General features: G+C 32.1%; 13 protein-coding genes, 2 tRNA genes and 3 rRNA genes. 1 reads left to right on the forward strand and 17 read right to left on the reverse strand.

Annotation, left to right across the window (positions count from 1 at the left end; all coding sequences use genetic code 11):
* Positions 1-22 precede the first annotated feature (22 nt).
* From fusA to CP523_RS06760, 5 genes are all read right to left on the reverse strand, one after another.
* Complete coding sequence (gene fusA / locus CP523_RS06740) at positions 23-2098, reverse strand: elongation factor G (protein WP_120141055.1); 2076 nt, start codon at positions 2096-2098, stop codon at positions 23-25.
* 151 nt (positions 2099-2249) lie between these two features.
* On the reverse strand, positions 2250-3185 hold the full coding sequence (locus tag CP523_RS06745) for a glycosyltransferase family 2 protein (RefSeq protein WP_066679136.1): 936 nt from the start codon (positions 3183-3185) through the stop codon (positions 2250-2252).
* Between the two features lie 320 nt (positions 3186-3505).
* Positions 3506-3871, reverse strand: coding sequence for a GtrA family protein (locus CP523_RS06750; protein WP_066679138.1), 366 nt, complete (start codon positions 3869-3871; stop codon positions 3506-3508).
* A 566-nt stretch (positions 3872-4437) separates the two neighbouring features.
* Entirely contained in the window at positions 4438-5877 is a 1440-nt protein-coding gene (locus CP523_RS06755; RefSeq protein ID WP_066679140.1) for a glycosyltransferase family 39 protein, read from the reverse strand.
* A gap of 246 nt (positions 5878-6123) precedes the next feature.
* Positions 6124-7671, reverse strand: coding sequence for an AbgT family transporter (locus CP523_RS06760; protein WP_066679142.1), 1548 nt, complete (start codon positions 7669-7671; stop codon positions 6124-6126).
* 306 nt (positions 7672-7977) lie between these two features.
* On the opposite strand from CP523_RS06760, the gene cls reads away from it, so the two are divergent.
* Positions 7978-9420, forward strand: coding sequence for a cardiolipin synthase (gene cls, locus CP523_RS06765; protein ID WP_391489249.1), 1443 nt, complete (start codon positions 7978-7980; stop codon positions 9418-9420).
* A gap of 109 nt (positions 9421-9529) precedes the next feature.
* Here cls and CP523_RS06770 read toward each other — a convergent pair whose 3' ends face one another.
* The 12 genes from CP523_RS06770 to CP523_RS06820 form a co-directional block, all read right to left on the reverse strand.
* Positions 9530-9976, reverse strand: coding sequence for a VanZ family protein (locus tag CP523_RS06770; RefSeq protein ID WP_066679144.1), 447 nt, complete (start codon positions 9974-9976; stop codon positions 9530-9532).
* A 79-nt stretch (positions 9977-10055) separates the two neighbouring features.
* Complete coding sequence (locus CP523_RS06775) at positions 10056-10499, reverse strand: hypothetical protein (RefSeq protein WP_120140724.1); 444 nt, start codon at positions 10497-10499, stop codon at positions 10056-10058.
* A 156-nt stretch (positions 10500-10655) separates the two neighbouring features.
* Positions 10656-10808, reverse strand: coding sequence for a hypothetical protein (locus CP523_RS15965; RefSeq protein ID WP_162925966.1), 153 nt, complete (start codon positions 10806-10808; stop codon positions 10656-10658).
* A 241-nt stretch (positions 10809-11049) separates the two neighbouring features.
* A tRNA-Ala gene (locus CP523_RS06780) sits at positions 11050-11125 on the reverse strand.
* 5 nt (positions 11126-11130) lie between these two features.
* Positions 11131-11207: transfer RNA gene (locus tag CP523_RS06785), tRNA-Ile, on the reverse strand.
* Between the two features lie 7 nt (positions 11208-11214).
* A 5S ribosomal RNA gene (rrf, locus tag CP523_RS06790) occupies positions 11215-11331 on the reverse strand.
* 147 nt (positions 11332-11478) lie between these two features.
* Positions 11479-14382: ribosomal RNA gene (locus CP523_RS06795) — 23S ribosomal RNA — on the reverse strand.
* Positions 14383-14686: 304 nt separating this feature from the next.
* Positions 14687-16201, reverse strand: a 16S ribosomal RNA gene (locus tag CP523_RS06800).
* The 16S, 23S and 5S rRNA genes sit together here with 2 tRNA genes alongside, the layout of an rRNA operon.
* A gap of 525 nt (positions 16202-16726) precedes the next feature.
* Positions 16727-17833, reverse strand: a complete 1107-nt coding sequence (gene glgD / locus CP523_RS06805; protein ID WP_120140725.1) for a glucose-1-phosphate adenylyltransferase subunit GlgD — start codon at positions 17831-17833, stop codon at positions 16727-16729.
* Positions 17834-17882: 49 nt separating this feature from the next.
* Positions 17883-19082, reverse strand: coding sequence for a glucose-1-phosphate adenylyltransferase (locus CP523_RS06810; protein ID WP_066678995.1), 1200 nt, complete (start codon positions 19080-19082; stop codon positions 17883-17885).
* 83 nt (positions 19083-19165) lie between these two features.
* Positions 19166-20992, reverse strand: coding sequence for a glycoside hydrolase family 13 protein (locus tag CP523_RS06815; RefSeq protein WP_120140726.1), 1827 nt, complete (start codon positions 20990-20992; stop codon positions 19166-19168).
* 15 nt (positions 20993-21007) lie between these two features.
* Complete coding sequence (locus CP523_RS06820) at positions 21008-23443, reverse strand: glycogen/starch/alpha-glucan phosphorylase (protein WP_120140727.1); 2436 nt, start codon at positions 23441-23443, stop codon at positions 21008-21010.
* Between the last annotated feature and the right edge of the window lie 9 nt (positions 23444-23452).

Raw genomic sequence — 23452 nt, forward strand, 5'->3', positions numbered from 1 at the left:
TATATTTATTTATTCAGTTCTTTTACATTTTTTTAACTTCTTCAATTATTCTTTTAGATTCAATTTCTGGTACTTCATCATATCTTTGTAAAATACTTGTAAAAGTACCTCTAGCTTGTGTCATTGATCTTAAATCAGTAGCATATTTAGACATTTCCGCTAATGGAATTTCCCCAATTATCTTTTGAAGTTTTCCTTCTAACTCCATACCAATTACTCTACCTCTTTTTTTATTTATATCACCAATAACATCACCCATATATTCGTCAGGTACAAGTATTTCAACATGCATTATAGGTTCTAATAATATAGGCTTTGCTATCTCCAGTCCCTTTTTATAAGCTATTGATGTAGCCATTTTAAATGCCATTTCCGAAGAATCCACTGGATGGTATGATCCATCATATAAAGTGGCTCTTAATCCAATTACAGGATATCCAGCTAGAATTCCTTTTTCTATACAATCTTTTAAACCTTTTTCTACAGCTGGTATAAAATTTCTTGGAACTGCTCCTCCTACAACTTTATCTATAAACTCTAATTCTTCTCCTCCATCATCTCTGCGTTCAAATCTAATTTTTACATCACCATACTGTCCATGTCCACCTGATTGCTTTTTATGTTTTCCTTGCACTTCTGAAAAACCTTTTATTGTTTCTCTATAAGGTATTTTAGGTGTATCTAATATAACATCTGCACCAAATTTATTTTTTAGTTTGCTAGCTATAACTTCTAAATGTGTTTCTCCTAATCCTGAAATTATTGTTTCTGCATTTTCCGTATCCCTATGCATAGTAAAGCTAGGATCTTCCTCTAACAACTTCTGTAATGAATATGATATTTTATCTTCATCACCTTTTGACTTAGGCATTACAGACATAGAAATTATAGGCTTAGGAAAATTCATCTTATCATAAATAATTTTGTTATTTGAATCACACAATGTATCACCTGTGCCTGTGTATTGTAGCTTAGCAACTGCTGCTATATCTCCTGCCATTACCTTATTTGTCTGAACTTGATTTTTACCTTTCAAAAAAAATACATTAGATAATTTTTCTACCTTATCATTATTACTATTTATTACAGAGACTTCATTAGAAAGCTTTCCTGTAATTACTCTAAATATTGATATTTTTCCTACAAAAGGATCAGCTATAGTTTTAAAAACTAATGCTGAAAACGGATTATCTTCTGATAAACTTATGAAAACCTCTTCATCACTTTGTAAGTTAATAGCCTTTTGTGGTATTGCATATTCTGGTGATGGGAAACATTCAACTATATCATCTAATACTGAATCTATTCCTATTACTTTTGTTGCACTTCCACACATTACTGGAGCAATATCTCCATCTGCACATCCTTTTATAAGACCTTTATATATCTCTTCATCACTAAGTTCTCCTTCACTAAAATATTTTTCCAATAATTCTTCATCTGTTTCAGCTACTGCCTCCATAATCATTTGCTTACATTCTTCTACTTTATCTAGTAAATCCTTTGGAATATCTGTAATTTCCACTTTGTGAGTTTTTTCATTGTATATTCTAGCTCTTTTTGAAATAATATTGATTACACCTTTAAAGTCGTCTTCTTTACCTATTGGATATTGTATAGGTACTACACTAATACCAAATTTTTCTTTTAGTTCTCCTAACACCTTATCAAAGCTTGAATTTTCCCTATCTAACTTATTTACAAAAAAAGTTCTTGGTAATTTAATTTTGTCACAATAATCCCATGCTTTTTCAGTTCCAACTTGTACACCTGATGCTCCACATACAACTATAGTAGCAACATCTACTGCTCTCATACCTTGAATTACTTCTCCATAAAAATCAAAATATCCTGGTATATCAACTAAGTTGATTTTAGTATTCTTAAACTCAATTGAAGCTAAAGAAACTGATAAAGATATTCTTCTCCTTCTTTCTTCTTGGTCAAAATCCATAATTGTATTTCCATCTTCAACCTTACCTAGCCTATCACTATTACCTGAGTGAAATAATAACGCCTCTGCTAATGATGTTTTTCCTGAGCCACTATGTCCTATTAATCCAACATTTCTTAAATTATTAATTGTGTAATCTTTCATACTTAACCATAACATCTTTTAATTAAATGTTATGAACTCACCCACCTTTCATTTAAAATCTAGATAAATCTTTAAAATTAGGCTATATATTTTATTTCTATGCTAATGAGTTAAATTTAGTACAAAAAAGAGAGCGTATATACGCTCTCTTTTATTTATCATCAAAATTTACTTTTTCTCTTATTATATATAAAGGTCTTCCATTACTTTCATCAAATATTCTAGCAATATATGAACCTAGTACTCCTAGTGATATTAGTAATATTCCAGCTACTAGGCTTACATATGTTGCTAAGCAAAAAATATCACTAACACCAAATCTAAAAATACTATTATAGATAGCAATTAGAATTTGTAAAAAGAAAATTACTAAGAAGATTACTCCAAAGCCTCCTATTATTTTCATTGGCTTATGAGAAAATGATACTATTCCATCTTCAGCTAACTTTAACATTTTCTTTAATGGATATTTAGTTTCTCCTGCAAATCTTTCCGCTCTTACAAACTCTACATATGTTTGATTAAATCCTAACCAAGAAACCATCCCTCTTACAAATCTATTTTTTTCAGTCATACTATTAAATACATCTACTACTTTTCTGTCCATTAATCTATAGTCTCCAGTATCTCTTGGAATATCTACATCAGACATAATTTGTAAGAATTTATAAAAATATTTTGCAGTCATTAATTTAAAGAAAGTTTCACCTTTTCTTTTCTTTCTTTTAGCATAAACTACCTCATATCCATTTTCCCATTTATCAACCATTTCTAATATTAGCTCAGGCGGATCTTGAAGATCTGCATCAATAACAATTACAGCATCCCCTTTTGCTTCTTTAATTCCTGCGGTTACTGCTATTTGATGTCCAAAATTTCTAGCGAAGTCTATTATTTTTACTGAAGAATCTTTACTTGCAATATCTTTTAACATAGGAAGTGTTCCATCTGTGCTTCCATCATTAACAAATACTAACTCATGTTCATATTTAATATTTGACATAACTTCTGTTAATCTTCTATAACATTCTTCTACTACTTTTTCTTCAAAGTACATAGGTACTACTATTGAAATCATCTTACTCATATTAATCACCTTCATTTATTTTTAAGGCTCTAAAACTCCTCTGCTTTCATAATATCTACCTTTTATTATGATCTCCCCTATTTCATAAGCCTCTTCTAATCTATTCTAACTCTTCTTTATTATTAGGTTCACCTTTTATAACTTTATTATGCTTTTCATTATTTATTACTATAGCATTTCTATTAGTATTTAAAAGATTTCTTCCCATTAATTTATTACAATCTATTTACACAAATATAATACTGTAATAATTATGGCTACTTGTCCACCATCTTTATCTATTACAACTGGGATACCCCCTTTATAATAAACAGAATCCCCTATTTATTGAATGTCCAAATTTTATTTCCCACAAAATTTATAACTGTCGTAATTACTATTGCTAACGCTTGAGATATAGTTGAATTAATTCCAACTCCATTTACAAAAACAAATAAAATTCCATTATTTATAAGCATTGCTACAACATTAACTATTATAAATTTACTAATTGTTGATACATCTTTAGTATTTGATTTAAATACCCATCTATTATTCCATAAGTAACTATTTATCATTCCACAAATATATCCTATTGTATTAGCAACTAAAATATTTACTCCTATAAATTTTAATCCATTAAAAACTATCATTGTAATTAATGTATTAATTACTCCCACCAATCCAAATTTTAAAAATTTCTCCATTTGTTATTCCCTTCTAATATCTATACTTGAAATATTATAAATATATATAATTATTCCTCTAAAGCTTCTTCTATCAAACAATATAACTCATATTTCTTAGAAGTTATATAAACTTGATAAATATTAGATTCTTTATTATTAAATTCAACAATATTATAATAATACATACTTATTAAAATTAATATTCATTTCTATTTTTAATTTTATTTTAATATTTATGTTAATGCTATAAAAAACTATTATGTTTATTATAAGATACCTTAATTTTAGGCAAGCTTCTTTTATTCTATCATACTAAAAGTAATAAATATATTATAATTTAATTACTTTTTACTATAGTTAGTTGTTCTCAAATAAAAAGGAGTATCTCAAAACACTTCTTCTATACTATATAGTACTAAAGTTTTTATAACTACAAATTATTGTAATTATTTTTTATTTTGAGATATCCCTACTATTAAAGGCTAAATTTTTTATTTTATATTATTAGATTGTAATTTATATTTTCAAATTTAATAAATAAAATATTCATATATTATTTGGATATTAATCTTTTCTAAACTTTACTATCTTTTTAAAGTTTTAATTTTTTCTATACCTGATACTGCAAATATTATAAATAGCCAACTTACTATATATGCATATCTACCTTGACTTTCTGTTACTAGATATGATAATCCATAACCACAGAAAATAATGTAAAATAGATTTATAGTTTCATTTTTTATTCTTTTTCTGTTAAATAAACTTAGGTAGGCTAATAACATTATAACAACATATATCCATTGGAATGTTGGCATAATTGGTATATTTCCATTTTCTAAATCTACTATCATTTTTCTATCTTCTTTACTTATGATTGTCCAGAAAACTCCTTCTAAATCACCATTACTCCATTGAGCTCCAAATTTTTTAACATAAAATTTAAACAAATCTAATGGCGGAGTTGTTGTTAATCTCTTCATTATGATTTCTTTTGACATTTTTTCCATCTTTTCGTAATCATAATTACATAATTCAGGAATAGCAGCATCTTCCTCATTCCATCTTCCATTATGTTCTATATTAATACCTTTCAATACATTAGTTATAGCTGGTTCACTTCCTCTCCATAATTGGAATTCAGTTATTCCAGTTGCTCTTAAACTAAAACTTGTTCCAAGTAAAATTATTGCAAAAGATGCTATTATAACTATTGAAGCCTTTATTTTATTTAAAACTTTATCTCCATAGTATATAAATATATACATTATATAAGCTACAAGTGTAACAGCTGCTACCATTCTAAACAAATTACCCAATGATAATAAAATACCTGATAACGCTAAAATCCATAATCCTTTTTCTTTTTTAATAAACTTAATAAATAAGTATATGCTTCCTAAGTAAAATGGAATTGCTATATTTTCAGTACAAAATACCCCTATATATGATATCATTGGTGGAAAAATAGCTGCTATAAAAGCTCCTGTTAATGCATATTTTTCTTTTTCAAATACCTCTTTGCATATCTTATAAATTAAGTATATTGTTAAAACTGATAGGATTAAATTTATCATTTTAATTACTAATATTGAATTTGAAAATGTCTTTATCATAAATGCAAAATATAAAACCATCATAGTTAAATGAGGAAATCTTGCAATATATCCAGATCCATGTAATGACTTAAAATCACCATTTAACACATCTATTCCAGAGTTGTACATAGTCTTAAAATCAGATACAGGTACTGTATTTGCATTTAATAACCATAATAGTCTTAATATAAACCCAATTGCTAAAACATACAAAAGTACATTTCTACTATTAAATTTTTTACTTTTAATAAGTTTGTAAAATATAATGCCGCTTATCCCCAAAAATAATACCTGTATTAACGTAGCCATATTAATTGGAAATTTAAGATATTTAGCTAGTAATATAGCACCAATTACAATTACTAACATTATAACTTTAAGCGCATTTGTTACAAAGCCACTAAAAAGTCTTTTGAAATTTTTCATAACTCTCTCCTCTAATTTATTTTTAATTTTGACAAGCTTCTTCTATTTTATCATAACAAAAGCTATAAATACATTACATATATTATATAATTATCAAATTTTTTTATAAATTATAACTCTAAATATTAATTATATTAAATATAATCTAAAAATATGTATATTTATATACTTTCCTAAAGAATAAAAAAAGATTATGTTAAGACTTATTTAAAATCTTAACATAACCCCATATTTATATGCTTTTTATTACATCATTATATTTGCACCAGGACCTAGTGGAATTTTGAATACAAACCATATTATTAATAATATTGTCCATCCTATTAAGAATGCCAATGAGTACGGTAACATAGTTGTAATCAATGTACCAGCTCCTGCTTCATCATCATATTTTTCTGCAAATGCTACTATTAATGCAAAATAACTCATAAGTGGTGAAATTATATTTGTAGTTGAATCACCTATTCTGTAAGCCATTTGAACTAACGCTGGTGAATATTGCATATTCATTAACATTGGAACAAATATTGGAGCCATTATAGCCCATTTAGCGGAAGCTGATCCCATAAATAAGTTTATAAATGCTGTAATAATTATAAATCCTATTATTAGCGGAATTCCTGTAATTCCTGCTCCTTGTAAGAAGTCTGCCCCCTTAACTGCGATTACTGTTCCTAAATGAGTATAATTAAAGTATTGAACAAATTGAGCAGCAAAGAATACTAAAACTATATATCCTCCCATTGTTGCCATGCTCTTACTCATTAATGAAATAACATCTTTATCATTTCTAACCTTCTTAGATCCTACACCATAAGCTACCCCTGGTATAAAGAAGAATAAAGCTATAACAAGAACTATTGAATCCATAAATGGTGATTTTAATAGTTCTCCTGTTTCCGGATTTCTTAATATTCCTGTTGGACCTGGAAGTAATAATACTACTAATGTAATAAGACAAAGTAAAGCAGCTATACCAGCAAATTTTAACCCTCTTTTTTCTTCTGGTGAAACTTCAGTTAATACTTCTTTTGCATCACCTTTATATTTTCCTAATTTAGGTTCTACTACTTTTTCAGTTATAATTGTTCCTATTATTGTAATAAGAATAGTTGATGCTATTATAAAATACCAGTTATCTGTTACTCCAACAGCCAATTGTGATGGATGTATTTTAGATGCTTCTGATGTAATTCCTGCCAATAAAGCATCTGTTGGTCCTGCTATTAAGTTTGCACTAAACCCCCCAGAAACCCCAGCAAATGCTGCTGCTAAACCTGCTAGTGGATGACGTCCAAAACTTAAGAATATTATAGCCCCTAACGGAACTAAAACAACATAACCTGCATCTGAAGCTATACTTGACATAACTCCGGCAAAAACTACAACTACAGTTATTAATCTTTTAGGAGTGCTTGTTACTAATTTAGTTAATAATGTTCCAATAAGGCCTGTACCTTCTGCAACTCCAACACCTAATAAGGCAACTAAAACTGTTCCTAATGGTGCAAAACTTGTAAAGTTTTTAACTGCTGATGTAAACATATATCTTATTCCATCAGGAGTAAGTAAACTTACTACATTTGCAGTCATTTCTTTAATTTCCATAGTAGATCTATCTAAGCCCGTATATGTTACTGATACACCCATTTTTGCAAATATTGCTGATAAAACCATTATAATTGCACATAAAATTACGAATATAGTACCTGGGTGTGGAAGCTTATTCCCTACTCTCTCAATAGAAGCTAAAATGCCCCTTTGAGCCCTGTCTTTCTTTTCATTGCTCTTCATTCTTATCCCCCTTGTCAAAATAAACTACATACCAAATACATAAATTTTAATAAATATATCTATATATAATTCACTCATTATATATAAATTATATATTGTAAACTAGTTTTTTTCAAGAACTTTATATTTTTTTATTAAAAATTCTTATTCTTTATTATTTATTTGTCAATTTTACGCGGTTTAATATATGTTTTAGTTAATTGATAACGTTATTTGAAATTTTATAACATTTTACGCCTGATTTTTCCGAAAAATTTTAATATTTTTGCATTATTTAGGATAAAATAATACGCAAAGAAGGTGATTATAATAACTATATTTATAATAATATTAGTATCAATTATTTTAATTAACTTAATTTTAGTTTCTACTATAGTAATTTTAGAAAAAAAACGCCCTGAAAAAACAATAGCTTGGATTTTAATTTTATTATTTCTTCCACCTATAGGACTGATATTATATGTTTTTCTAGGACGTAATTGGAAAATAAATACCTTAAATAAAGGTGTTCCTGATAACTTAAAAAAACTTATTTCTTCTATTATATATAGCAACAACGAAACTCTGAAAGATTACCCTTCTTTAATAAAACTTTTAGCTACAAATAGTTACTCTCCACTTTTCATAAATAATGAAATAGAAGTATTTGATGGTGGAATAGAAAAATTTAAAGTTTTAAAAAAAGAACTACTAAAAGCTAAAGATCACATTCATTTAGAGTATTATATTGTTAAAAACGATAAAATTGGTAATGAAATTAAAAATATTCTTATAAAAAAAGCTCATGAAGGTGTTAAAATAAAATTTATAATAGATAGGGTTGGATCTATACGTCTTAAAGCCTCCTATATAAAAGATTTAAGAAATGCTGGAATAGATGTGGTTTTTTATAGCTACGTATTTGCTCCATTACTAAGATTGATAAATACTCAAATTAATTATAGAAATCATAGAAAAATTGTAGTTATAGATGGCACTATTGGATTTATTGGAGGAATTAACATAGGTGATGAATACTTAAATAAAGGTAAACTTGGAGAATGGAGAGATTGCCATATAATGATAAAAGGAGATGCTGTATTAGCACTACAAGGAACGTTTTTAGATGATTATTCATCCATAAAAAAATGTAATAGTGAAAATTTGAACTTATCAAAAGATATAAAGCATTATTTTCCCAAGAGTAACTTTTCAGGGAATGTAATTATGCAAGTAATAAAAAGTGGTCCTAATTCAGAATTTCCTTCTATAATGCAAAGCATAATTAAAATGGTTAGCATGGCTGAGGAATATATTAATATAATGACACCATATTTTATACCCAGTGAAGGTCTTATAGATGCTTTAAGAATATCAGCATTAAGTGGGGTAAAAATAAACTTAATTTTTCCAGAGCAAGCTGATCACTTTACTGTGCACCATGCATCATTAACTTATCTAAGTGAATTGCTCCGTTGTGGTGCTAAAGTTTATTTATATAATAAAAAAGGCTTTATTCACTCTAAGGTAATAATAATAGATGGTAAACTTTGCAATATCGGAACTGCAAATATGGATATTAGAAGTTTTGAATTAAATTATGAAATAAATACCGTTATATACAATAAAGAAATTACTAAAAAGTTTAATAATATATTCTTAAAAGATTTAAAAAACTGTAGAGAATATACTTTAAGAGAATATGAAAACCAAACTATACTCAATAAAATGTTAAACGGCTTATGTAGGCTCTTTTCCTCTATTTTATAGTATAATTATTAAATTCCAAATACATAATATAGTTAATAATTTGCTTACTAAAAAAATAGATTGCTCAAAATATTTTGAGCAATCTATTTTTAAATAGTTAATCTTAATATTATTTTTTCTTTATATTATATTTATTATCATGTATATATCTTATTACAAACCCAACAATTCCTCCACTTGTATCTATAAGTACATCTTTAAATGCCATAGCTCTTCCTGGTATAAAATATTGATGAATTTCATCTGAACATGCATATAAAAATACACCTAAAACAGAATACATTCTTGCCTTGCTTCTATCCATATAAAATCTAAGCACATTATATTCAAGCATAAATAATATTAAATACTCACTAAAGTGAGCAGTCTTTCTTACAATAAAAGTAGCTAATTCTCCTAAATACTCATTAAGATTTATTCCTATAAAAGCAAAAATTTTTAATACTAATTCACTTTGCCTACTAGACACATCTCCTGGTTGATTAGACATAAAAAATATAATGCACATCCATATTATAAGCATAATCCAAGATATAACTTTTCTATTATTCTTCATTTACCTTCTCCTTAGTACTCTATAAAAATACAATATACTATAAATTATACAGTATATTAAAATCTTTTTATATTATAAATTAATCTCTTTCCACTATATATCTGTTTATATATGCTAATGATTGTTCTAGCATATCCTGTCCTTGTTCTAGATCTTGGACATTTCTTTCTAGATTACACATTCTTTGTTCAACTAAAGACATTACTTCCTTTATGTCATTTAATAATTTAGCCTCATAAGATACCTGAGTTCCATCTGAATCAATATACATCATTTCAGGCTCTGATCCACATTCTGTACATTTTGCATAGACAGCCTTTTTATTTACATCTCTAAATATCTTAAATGTCTCATTATTACATTTTGAACAATTTGGTAACATTATAACATCATCACTACTTGTTTCAATATAGTATTTACTTTTACATTGATCACAAGTTAATTGTATCTTCCCATCATCTGCTTGAATACGAAACCTATTTCCACTGCACCCCTCTTTTTGGCATACCATAGTTCTTATCATATACTACCTACTCCTCTCATCCATTTAAGAAATATATAAAATATCCCTTACAAATTTAATATGCATTTTCTATTTAATATATGCTAAATTTAATTATAAAAACAAAAGGATTTAAATACTTACCTGTATTTAAATCCAAATTAAATAAAACCTATGCTAATTATAAACATTGCTCAATTCTTCTATTGACTTTTCTAATTCCTTTATTTGCTTATCTATTTTCTCAGTATTTTTACCAGCCAATAATAATTCCCTTTTTTCTAATTTTAATTCTATCATTTTCTGTTCTAACTCATTTTTATTCCCCACAAAAACACTCCCTATCCCTATTAGGATTTTAACTTAGCATCTTGTTTATATTTATTATTTTATGTATCTAAATTTAAAATGCTAACCTTAAATTAATTAAACCTTCCACATATATAATTATATAGTATACAGCTCTTAAAAACTAATTAAAATTTTAGAAATTTTTTAGTAAATTTCGACATGTTTATTCCTATTTAATTGTATGAAATTAAAAAAAAGTTACGAATTAATTCGTAACTTTTGGTGGAGATAAAGAGATTCGAACTCTTGACCCCTTGCGTGCAAGGCAAGTGCTCTCCCAACTGAGCTATACCCCCAAATATGGTGGACCTTCAGGGACTCGAACCCCGGACCTACCGGTTATGAGCCGGTTGCTCTAACCAACTGAGCTAAAGATCCTCAGTCTACCTGGCAACGTTCTACTCTCCCACACAGTCTCCCATGCAGTACCATCGACGCTGTAGAGCTTAACTTTCCTGTTCGGAATGGGAAGGAGTGTTTCCTCTACGCCATCATCACCAGATTACATTATTATTATAATGTATCAAAAACTATTTGTCAACAGTTTTTTTCAGAGAATATTCTCTGAAAATTGCACATGAATAAGAGCCAAAATCTTTGATTTCGTTTCTCGAATTCACTCAGCTCTGCTGAGTTTCATCATATTGTTTTGGTCAAGCCCTCGACCTATTAGTATCAGTCAGCTAAATATGTTACCACACTTACACCTCTGACCTATCAACCTTGTGTTCTTCAAGGGGTCTTACTAGCTTATGCTATGGGAAATCTCATCTTGAGGGGGGCTTCACGCTTAGATGCTTTCAGCGTTTATCCCTTCCCGACTTAGCTACCCAGCCATGCTCCTGGCGGAACAACTGGTGCACCAGAGGTCAGTCCATCCCGGTCCTCTCGTACTAAGGACAGCTCCTCTCAAATTTCCTACGCCCGCGACGGATAGGGACCGAACTGTCTCACGACGTTCTGAACCCAGCTCGCGTGCCGCTTTAATGGGCGAACAGCCCAACCCTTGGGACCTACTACAGCCCCAGGATGCGACGAGCCGACATCGAGGTGCCAAACCTCCCCGTCGATGTGGACTCTTGGGGGAGATCAGCCTGTTATCCCCGAGGTAGCTTTTATCCGTTGAGCGATGGCCCTCCCACGAGGTACCACCGGATCACTAAGCCCGACTTTCGTCCCTGCTCCACTTGTGGGTGTCGCAGTCAGGCTCCCTTCTGCCTTTGCACTCTTCGAACGATTTCCGACCGTTCTGAGGGAACCTTTGGGCGCCTCCGTTACTTTTTAGGAGGCGACCGCCCCAGTCAAACTGCCCACCTAACAATGTCCCGTCACCAGATTCATGGCGTCCGGTTAGAACCCCAATACTGTCAGGGTGGTATCCCAAGGTTGACTCCACCAAGGCTGACGCCCTAGTTTCCAAGTCTCCCACCTATCCTGTACAGACAATATCGGAATTCAATGCTAAGCTACAGTAAAGCTCTACGGGGTCTTTCCGTCCAATCGCGGGTAGCGAGCATCTTCACTCGCACTACAACTTCGCCGGATTTGCAGTTGAGACAGTGCCCAAGTCATTACGCCATTCGTGCGGGTCAGAACTTACCTGACAAGGAATTTCGCTACCTTAGGACCGTTATAGTTACGGCCGCCGTTTACTGGGGCTTAAGTTCACACCTTCGCTTGCGCTAAGTGTTCCCCTTAACCTTCCAGCACCGGGCAGGCGTCAGCCCCTATACATCAGCTTGCGCTTTAGCAGAGACCTGTGTTTTTGCTAAACAGTTGCTTGGGCCTATTCTCTGCGGCCTACTCTCGTAGGCACCCCTTCTCGCTAACTTACGGGGTCAATTTGCCTAGTTCCTTAACTGCAATTCTTCCGCTGGTCTTAGGATTCTCTCCTCATCTACCTGTGTCGGTTTGCGGTACGGGCACTACTTCTCTCTCTAGATGCTTTTCTTGGAAGCATGGAATCAGATACTTCAGCCTAATGGCCTTCCCCATCACGCCTCAGGATTGTTGAAACGGATTTGCCTATTTCAACTCCCTAAACGCTTAGACTAGCATTTCCAATCGCTAGCACATCCTATCCTTCTCCGTCACACCATCGATAATAACGATTGTAGTGGTATCGGAATATCAACCGATTGTCCATCGCCTACGCCTATCGGCCTCGGCTTAGGTCCCGACTAACCCTGGGCGGACGAGCCTTCCCCAGGAAACCTTAGATTTTCGACCTGTGAGATTCTCACTCACATCTCGCTACTAATGCCAACATTCTCACTCGTAATCAGTCCACCGCTCCTTACGGTACGACTTCAGCCCGATTACGACGCTCCTCTACCGCTCATCTTACGATGAGCCCGTAGCTTCGGTGGTAAGTTTGAGCCCCGGACATTTTCGGCGCAGGATCTCTCGACTAGTGAGCTATTACGCACTCTTTCAATGAGTGGCTGCTTCTAAGCCAACATCCTAGTTGTCTTAGAAATCCCACATCCTTTTCCACTTAACTTACACTTTGGGACCTTAGCTGACGATCTGGGCTTTTTCCCTTTTGACCACGGATCTTATCATTCGTAGTCTGACTGCCGGACTAATAGTATATGGCATTCGGAGTTTGATAAGGTTCGGTAAGCGATACGCCCCCTAGCCCATTCAGTGCTCTACCTCCATTACTCATATCCGACGCTAGCCCTAAAGCTATTTCGAGGAGAACCAGCTATCTCCGAGTTCGATTGGAATTTCTCCGCTATCCACAGCTCATCCCATGCTTTTTCAACAGCAACGTGGTTCGGTCCTCCACGGGGTTTTACCCCCGCTTCAACCTGGCCATGGATAGGTCACCCGGTTTCGGGTCTACGGCATGCAACTACTCGCCCTATTAAGACTCGGTTTCCCTTCGGCTCCGTACCTTAAGTACTTAACCTTGCTACATACCGTAACTCGTTGGCTCGTTCTACAAAAAGCACGTCATCACACTCATATGGTGCTCTGACCGGTTGTAGGCACACGGTTTCAGGTTCTATTTCACTCCCCTCCCGGGGTTCTTTTCACCTTTCCCTCACGGTACTGCTTCACTATCGGTCATCAGGTAGTATTTAGCCTTGGGAGGTGGTCCTCCCTGCTTCCCACAAGGTTTCACGTGTCTCGTGGTACTCTGGATCAGAACTCTAAACCTTTTTGTTTTACCTACGTGGCTATTACACTCTATGGCCTAACTTTCCAGTTATTTTCGGTTACAAATTAGTTTATTTTATGTTCTGTCCGCAACCCCAGAGATAAATCTCTGGTTTGGGCTCTTTCCCTTTCGCTCGCCGCTACTTAGAAAATCGATTTTTCTTTCTCTTCCTCCAGGTACTTAGATGTTTCAGTTCCCTGGGTTTACCTTCCTGCAACTATTTATTCATTACAGGATACATGGGGTTTCCCATGTGAGTTTCCTCATTCGGAGATCTCCGGATCACTGGCTATGTGCGCCTACCCGAAGCTTTTCGCAGCTTATCACGTCCTTCATCGGCTCCTGATGCCAAGGCATTCACCATGCGCCCTTTGTAGCTTGACCTATACGGTTCTCTTTTACAAAGAGTTAATTTACTTTCACAAAGAATATTATTCTTGGCTTGTTGTCACTTCTCAATTAACTTTCGTTAATCTGAAACTCCTGTTCACATATGCTTTCAGGAGTAAGTTCGAATAACTAAATTATAAATTTAGATTCTCACTTAAGTTGTTTTTAATTCATGTGCAATTTTCAAAGAACAAAAATTTTGAAGGCTTTTGGTCCTTCAAAATTGAACAGAAGTTAAGATACCATATCTTTTGAGTTATTACTAGTTAATCATATTGTTAACTAGATTTCTCCATAGAAAGGAGGTGATCCAGCCGCAGGTTCTCCTACGGCTACCTTGTTACGACTTCACCCCAATCGCTGACCCTACCTTAGGTCGCTGCCTCCTTGCGGTTAGCTCACGAACTTTGGGTATTGCCAACTCTCATGGTGTGACGGGCGGTGTGTACAAGGCCCGGGAACGTATTCACCGCGACATGCTGATTCGCGATTACTAGCAACTCCAGCTTCATGTAGGCGAGTTTCAGCCTACAATCCGAACTGAGACAAGTTTTATAGTTTAGCTCCACCTCGCGGTATTGCATCTCGTTGTACTTGCCATTGTAGCACGTGTGTAGCCCTAGACATAAGGGGCATGATGATTTGACGTCATCCCCACCTTCCTCCCGGTTAACCCGGGCAGTCTCGCTAGAGTGCTCAACTAAATGGTAGCAACTAACAATAAGGGTTGCGCTCGTTGCGGGACTTAACCCAACATCTCACGACACGAGCTGACGACAACCATGCACCACCTGTCATCCTGTCCCCGAAGGGACTTCCTCGATTAAGAGTAATGCAGGAGATGTCAAGTCTAGGTAAGGTTCTTCGCGTTGCTTCGAATTAAACCACATGCTCCGCTGCTTGTGCGGGCCCCCGTCAATTCCTTTGAGTTTTAATCTTGCGACCGTACTCCCCAGGCGGGATACTTAATGTGTTAACGGCGGCACGGAAGGAGTTGATACCTCCCACACCTAGTATCCATCGTTTACGGCGTGGACTACCAGGGTATCTAATCCTGTTTGCTCCCCACGCTTTCGAGCCTCAGCGTCAGTTACAGTCCAGAGAGTCGCCTTCGCCACTGGTGTTCTTCCTAATCTCTACGCATTTCACCGCTACACTAGGAATTCCACTCTCCTCTCCTGCACTCTAGACTTCCAGTTTGAAATGCAGCCCCCAGGTTGAGCCCGGGTATTTCACATCTCACTTAAAAGTCCGCCTACGCTCCCTTTACGCCCAGTAAATCCGGACAACGCTCGCCACCTACGTATTACCGCGGCTGCTGGCACGTAGTTAGCCGTGGCTTCCTCCTCAGGTACCGTCATTATCGTCCCTGAAGACAGAGCTTTACGATCCGAAAACCTTCATCACTCACGCGGCGTTGCTGCATCAGGGTTTCCCCCATTGTGCAATATTCCCCACTGCTGCCTCCCGTAGGAGTCTGGGCCGTGTCTCAGTCCCAATGTGGCCGATCACCCTCTCAGGTCGGCTACGCATCGTCGCCTTGGTGAGCCGTTACCTCACCAACTAGCTAATGCGCCGCGGGCCCATCTTGTAGCGGATTACTCCTTTAATTGCTGCTCCATGCGAAGCTGCAATGTTATGCGGTATTAATCTCCCTTTCGGGAGGCTATTCCCCTCTACAAGGCAGGTTGCCCACGTGTTACTCACCCGTCCGCCGCTAGGTTTGTTTCCGAAGAAACTCCCCTCGCTCGACTTGCATGTGTTAGGCACGCCGCCAGCGTTCGTCCTGAGCCAGGATCAAACTCTCACTAAAAAGTTTAATCTGTTGCTCAAATTACTTTGAGTCTTTTAAGACTCTCAAAAGAATTGCTGGTTATTACTTAACTTTTATTCTGTTCAATTTTCAAAGACCATTTTCTTCATCGCCCTCAAGCGACTCACTTATCTTACCATCTATTCAAATCTCTGTCAACATTTTTTTCAAAAACTTTTAAAATAAGTTTAATTAGCTAACTCGACTTGTTTAGTGGATTTATCTGTTCCTCTTGGGAACGAAACTTATGATACTACTTATAAAATATTATGTTTTTCAAATCATTACCCATATTTTCAAATTAATATCTAAATTTATAACTTTTTCTTTTATTTTCTTCATCTCACTACTATTGATACACTTGGAGAAGTGTTCATTTAATTATTAATATAAAACAAGAAATTTTTTAAAGAACTTTATTGTGACTTCTATTTTATCAATAAAAAAGGGAATCTTTCTTAAATAAATTTTATATAATTCATTTAAAACTTAAGATTCCTTTTTTATTTAAAGATTATACATTTTCTAAATTGCTCTTGATTTTTGTATTGTAACAGGATGATTATCTGTTCCCATTATATTTTGATTTTCATCTATTAATGTTCCTTTGTCTGCAATAACCTTGTCCATTTTTACATTTTGTCCTATTACAGTATTTTGCATTATTACACAATTTTCAAGAATAGTTCCTTCTGATATATGAACTCTTCTGCCTATTATACAATTTTTTACCGTTCCTTCTATATATGAACCATTAGCTACAATTGAATTAGTTACATCACTTCTTTTTGTATATTGAGCCGGTGCCTCATCTTGAGATTTCGTATATATAGGTTTATTTTCATAAAATAATTCTTTATTAACTAATTTAGTTAATAAATCCATATTAGTATCAAAATATGCTTTTAATGAATTTATGCATGCTAAATATCCCTTAAATTCAAATGCACCAACTTCTATTTCATCTAAATTAGAACTTATATAATCTTTTATTTTTCTATACATTCCACTCTTTATTGAATCATAAATTATATCAATGAATACCTCAGTTTTCATTATATACATTTCCATACTAATATTGGCGTTACTTTCTCTTCCTATATTCTCTCCAATACTTATTACTCTACTATCTTTATTTATATTTAATACATCACAGTCAATAAACTTTTCATTCCCATCAAATACTTTCTTATATACTATTGTTATATCTTTATTACTATTCTTATGATATTTTATGACTTCAGAGTAATCTATATTACATATCATATATGATGGAGCAATTAAAACATAATCTCTTCTACTTTGCTTTATGAATTCTATATTATCTACAAAATTATGAACATCATCATATTCTGGATCATATTCTCCAAAATTAAATACTCTAAGACCATCCTTCTTTCTATGAAGGTCCCAAGGCCTTCCATTCGTTAAATGATTTATTAATGAACGAGATTTATTTTTAGTAAAAATTCCTATTCCCTCTATTCCTGAATTAGCCATATTTGATAATACAAAATCTATTACTCTATATCTTGCTGCTATCGGGACTGATGCTAAAGTTCTATACCTAACCAACTCACCCATTCTACTTTCGTTTTCATCTAAATTTATAATTCCTAAACAGTTATTCACAAATTTCCCTCCCTAAATTCTAGCCCTTTTATCTTTCCATATTAAATACTTAACAACAATATTCCTTTACTTTCTCTTCTATACTTTTTATATCTAATGAATCTATAGCTACTTCTGTTTTACATGGCATCATTTCACCTGCCGCAATAACTGAAATTTCTTTTCCGTTACCAATTTTATTTCCATCACCTATAATTACATCATTTCCGATTATTGCTTTTTCTATAATTACATTATTTCCGATTTTAACATTTGGCATTATTACTGAGTCTCTAATTATAGTATTTTCTCCTACATGAACACCTTGAGATAATATTGAATTTTCAACTGTTCCATTTAAAATACATCCTTCTGCTATTAAAGATTCCTTTGCTCTGGCCTTTTCTCCTATATACTGTGCTGGGCTAACTGGATTTCTTGAATATATCTTCCAATCATTGTTATATAATCCAAGCCTGTTATCAAGCTTTAACAAATCCATATTAGCTTCCCATAAACTATCAATAGTTCCGACATCTTTCCAATACCCTTTAAATGGATATGCCATCATTTTTCTACCATCATTTAACATCCTAGGGATTATGTTTTTTCCAAAATCATTGCTAGAATCTTTATCTAACTCATCTTCTATTAAATATTTTTTTAATACATCCCACTTAAATATATATATTCCCATAGAAGCATTCGTACTTTTAGGCTTTTTAGGTTTTTCTTCAAATTCATAAATTGAGAAATCTTCCCTTGTATTCATTATTCCGAACCTACTTGCCTCTTTTATAGGAACATCAATAACAGCTATAGTTGAATCTGCATTATTTTTTTTATGGAAGTCTAACATTTTGTCATAATCCATCTTATAAATATGATCACCTGAAAGTATTAATATATATTCCGGATTATATCTATCTACGTATTCTATATTTTGATAAATAGCATTAGCTGTGCCTTTATACCACATACCACCTTTTTCTTCTTGGTATGGAGGTAATATAGATACCCCTCCATCCCTTCTGTCTAAATCCCACGGATCTCCTATCCCTATATGTGAATTTAACTCTAATGGTCTATATTGTGTAAGAACTCCTACTGTATATATCCCTGAATTTGAACAATTACTTAATGGAAAATCTATAATTCTATATTTTCCTCCAAACGGTACTGCTGGCTTTGCTAATTGCTTTGTTAGAACTCCTAATCTTGACCCTTGTCCACCTGCTAAAATCATAGCAACAATCTCTTTTCTTCCCATATTAAACTCCCATCCCCTTCTATGTTTACGCTAAATCCTTTATATTCCCTTATATATAAAAGACAAATTTATATTTAAAAATATTAATTATATTTCAATACCCTAAAGCCATATGCTTCTATATTTATAGTTTTTTCATCATATAACCTTTCAAACCAATTACTATTTTCTAAACTATACTCTTTTATACGAGATTCCCTTATAAGATAATCTACGTTTTTATTATTTGGATTTATAATTACTATTATTTTTTTACCATTATAAGCACGTTCATAAGTCAAAAATTCCCTATTGCTTACTATTGGTATAAATTCTCCCTTTTTTAAAATTTCTTCACTATTTCTTAATTTCCCAAAAGCTTTATAAATAGATAATATTTCTTCATTTACTTTTCCCCACGGATAAGTTCTCCTATTTTCAGGATCTTTTCCACCTTTTAACCCGGCTTCATCACCATAATAAATTAAAGGAACTCCTGGCAATGTCATTTGCATAACTAAAGCTAATTTTAATAAATCTATATTCTCATCAAACATAGTAAGAATTCTTTCAGTATCATGATTTCCTAATAAATTCATACAACTATAAAAATTTTCTCTAGGATAGTTCTCATATAAATTTATTAATCTTTTATTGAAATACTCTGCACCTATATCACCCTTTACAAAGCTTATAATTATATCCCTTAAAGGATAGTTAGTAACTGAGTCTAGCTCATCTCCTGAAAAATATTTTCTTCTTTTAGAATAGCTAACTTTGTTTGATGCATCTTCCCATACCTCACCAATAAGAACGCTCTTATTGTTAATAGACAATAATTTCTCTTTTATCATAGCTATAAATTCGTCTGGTAATTCATCTGCTACATCTAATCTCCATCCACTTGCCCCTAAAGACATCCACTTTGATATTATAGAATTATCATCTTTAATTACATAATTTGTATAATCTTCATTTAACTCTTCAACATTGGGTTGATTATTAAATCCCCACCAACACTCATAACTATCTGGATATTCCCAAAATCTATACCAGTTATAATATCTAGATTCCTTAGACTGATACGCGCCCAAGCTATCATAATTCCCATACTTATTAAAATATTTACTATCTGATCCAGTATGACTAAAAACTCCATCTAGTATTACTTTAATACCTAATTTTTTAGCCTCTTCACATAACTCCTTAAAATCTTCATTAGTTCCAAACATTTGATCTATATTTTCATAATCTCCAGTATCATACTTGTGGTTACTTACAGAATCAAATATAGGATTCATATATATAATAGAAACCCCTAAAGATTTAATGTATTGGAGTTTCTTAATTATGCCCCTTAAATTTCCACCATAAAAATCCCATCTAGCTATATCTCCATCTTTATCTCTTATATACATTGGTTCATCATACCAATTACTATATATAAAACTATTTTTTTTAGGTCTATTAATAAGTCCATTATCATTTCCATTAAAAAATCTATCTACAAATATTTGATATATTAGTCCTTCCTTATACCATTCCGGCACGATTCTTTTCTTATAAACTGTAATTTGATACGGCTTGGGATTCATAATATATAATGATCCCTTACCACCTAACCCTTCTTCATTATTCCCATAATAGAACACTTCATTGTTATATATTATTTTAAAATAGTAGTTTACTAATCCTCTTAACTTGCTTGTGTCAATTTCAATGTTAAAAGTGTATTTTTCAAATTTCTCTTCATCAATTCTTTTCATCAGAAGCTCTAATTCCTCACCATTGAAAAAAATTAAATGAACATAAGAAATTACATATTTATTTGAAATAATACTTAGTGATACATTTCTACCAACCTCAACTGCTCCAAATGGAGCTCTGTATTTTATATCCCATGAATTATGAAAAATTTCTATATCCTCCATAAGCATTCTCCTTCCTTATAGATTTTTATATATGACGTCAGATCCCCAAATATCTACTGCATATTCATTTATAGTTCTATCTGAAGAAAATATTCCTGAATGTGATATATTTGTTCCACATATTTTTTGCCATATATTTTTATCTCTATATAATTTATCTACCTTATCTTGAGCTTTTAAATAATCATTAAAGTCTTTTAAAACAAAAAATTCATCATTATAATTTAACAAGTTTTCATATAATACTCTAAATCTTTCTAAATCACTACTATAAGTACCATTTACTAAGTCATCCATTACTTTTTTTATTCTAATATCATTGTTATAAATATCCCATGAAGAGTAACCACCATTTTTATAGTAATTTAGTACCTCATCTGCTGTTAACCCAAATATTACGATATTATCATTTTTTACTTCATCTTTAATTTCTATATTGGCTCCATCTAAAGTAGCTATTGTAACTGCTCCATTCATCATAAATTTCATATTAGAAGTACCTGATGCTTCCTTAGTTGTTGTAGATATTTGCTCACTTAAATCTGTTGCTGGAATTATTTTTTCTGCTAAGGATACTCTATAGTTATCCATCATAACCACTTTAATCTTATCTTTTACTCTAGAATCATTATTAACTTTATCAGCAATTGAATTTATTAACTCTATTGTATTTTTGGCTAAATAATATCCTGGAGCTGCTTTACCTGCAAAAATAAAGGTTCTTGGTACTATATCCAGGTTAGGATCTTCTAAAATTGAACTATATAAATCCATTATTCTTAAACAATTTAACGTTTGCCTTTTATAAGCATGTATTCTTTTAACATGAACATCAAAAATAGAATTTAGATCTACTATAATTCCTTTTGTTTTATATATTTCTTTAGCTAATTTATTTTTATTATTAGCCTTTATTTGGGCTAAAGAGTCTATAATATTTGAATCATCTAAATACTTTTCAAACAATTCTAAATCTGTTGGGTGTTTAATAAAGCTTGATCCTATTGTAGACTTTAAAAGCTTAGTTAACTCTGGATTTGATTTTAAAAGCCATCTTCTATGTGTTATTCCATTAGTTTTATTATTAAATTTTTTAGGATATAAATAATAGAAATCTGACATTTCTTTTTTCTTTAATATCTCTGTATGAAGCTTAGCTACTCCATTTACACTATGGCTACCTACTATAGCTAAATTAGCCATTCTAACATAGCTATCTCCTATAATAGACATTCGTGATATTTTATCCCATTGTCCAGAATACTTGTTGCATAGTTCATTGCAATATCTCTCATTAATTTCCTCAACTATCATATATATTCTAGGAAGTAATGATTTGAACATGTCTACTGGCCATTTCTCTAATGCTTCTGATAATATAGTATGATTTGTATATGAAACTATATTTTTTGTTATTCTCCATGAAGTTTCCCAAGATAAACCTTCTTCATCTAATAAAATTCTCATAAGTTCTGGAATTGCTAATGTCGGATGTGTGTCATTTATATGAATTGCTATTTTTTCATCTAATTCTAATATATTTCCACCATTTTTCTTAAAATGTCTTATTATACTTTGAATTCCTGCTGATACAAAAAAATACTGTTGTTTTAATCTTAATAACTTCCCTTCATAAAAAGAATCTTCTGGGTATAAAACTAAAGAAATTGCTTCCACAGAATTTTTATACTCCATAGCCTTAATAAATTCTCCTCTACTAAAGGAAGAAAAATCGAATTCATTTGATACAGGTTCTGCACTCCATAACCTTAAAGTATTTACAACATTATTTTCATATCCTACTATAGGTGTATCATAAGGCACAGCTAATACTGGCTCATAATTTACATGAATAAAGTTCAATTTTCCATTTATATTTTCGACTTTTACTTCTCCACCAAACTTTACAATTTCCGATTTATCTGGCTTCTTTATTTCCCAAACATTTTCTGAACTTAACCAATTATCAGGAACTTCTACTTGCTTTCCATCAATTATTTTTTGTTCAAAAAAACCATATTTATACCTTATTCCACAACCATGCCCTGGAATATCTAACGACGCCATTGAATCTAAAAAACATGCTGCTAGTCTTCCTAACCCTCCATTTCCTAGACCTTGATCTTGCTCTATTTCCTCTAAAATTTCTAAGTCTATATTTAATTCTTTTAAAGCCTCCTTACAAGTTTCTCTTATTCCTAAATTCATCAATGAATCTCCTAATAATTTTCCGAGTAAAAACTCCATGGATAAATAATAAACTTGTTTTGACTTTGTGTCTGAATATTTTTTATTTGTATTAATCCATTCCTTTACTATATAATCTCTTATCAAGCTTCCTAAAGCTTGATATTTCTGAATATTTGTTCCCTCATTTAATTCTTTGCCATGTAACTCTAAAAATTTTTCTTTATAGTCACTTATTATTTTTTTCTTAGAAATTGACAATATTATTCCTCC

It is taken from the genome of Clostridium septicum (assembly GCF_003606265.1).
Taxonomy (GTDB): Bacteria; Bacillota; Clostridia; order Clostridiales; family Clostridiaceae; genus Clostridium; species Clostridium septicum.

Coding starts and splice junctions, on each gene's coding strand:
- fusA (WP_120141055.1), bottom strand. CDS start 2,098: ATGAAAGATTACACAATTAATAATTTAAGAAATGTTGGATTAATAGGA.
- CP523_RS06745 (WP_066679136.1), bottom strand. CDS start 3,185: ATGAGTAAGATGATTTCAATAGTAGTACCTATGTACTTTGAAGAAAAA.
- CP523_RS06750 (WP_066679138.1), bottom strand. CDS start 3,871: ATGGAGAAATTTTTAAAATTTGGATTGGTGGGAGTAATTAATACATTA.
- CP523_RS06755 (WP_066679140.1), bottom strand. CDS start 5,877: ATGAAAAATTTCAAAAGACTTTTTAGTGGCTTTGTAACAAATGCGCTT.
- CP523_RS06760 (WP_066679142.1), bottom strand. CDS start 7,671: ATGAAGAGCAATGAAAAGAAAGACAGGGCTCAAAGGGGCATTTTAGCT.
- CP523_RS06770 (WP_066679144.1), bottom strand. CDS start 9,976: ATGAAGAATAATAGAAAAGTTATATCTTGGATTATGCTTATAATATGG.
- CP523_RS06775 (WP_120140724.1), bottom strand. CDS start 10,499: ATGATAAGAACTATGGTATGCCAAAAAGAGGGGTGCAGTGGAAATAGG.
- CP523_RS06810 (WP_066678995.1), bottom strand. CDS start 19,082: ATGGGAAGAAAAGAGATTGTTGCTATGATTTTAGCAGGTGGACAAGGG.
- CP523_RS06815 (WP_120140726.1), bottom strand. CDS start 20,992: ATGGAGGATATAGAAATTTTTCATAATTCATGGGATATAAAATACAGA.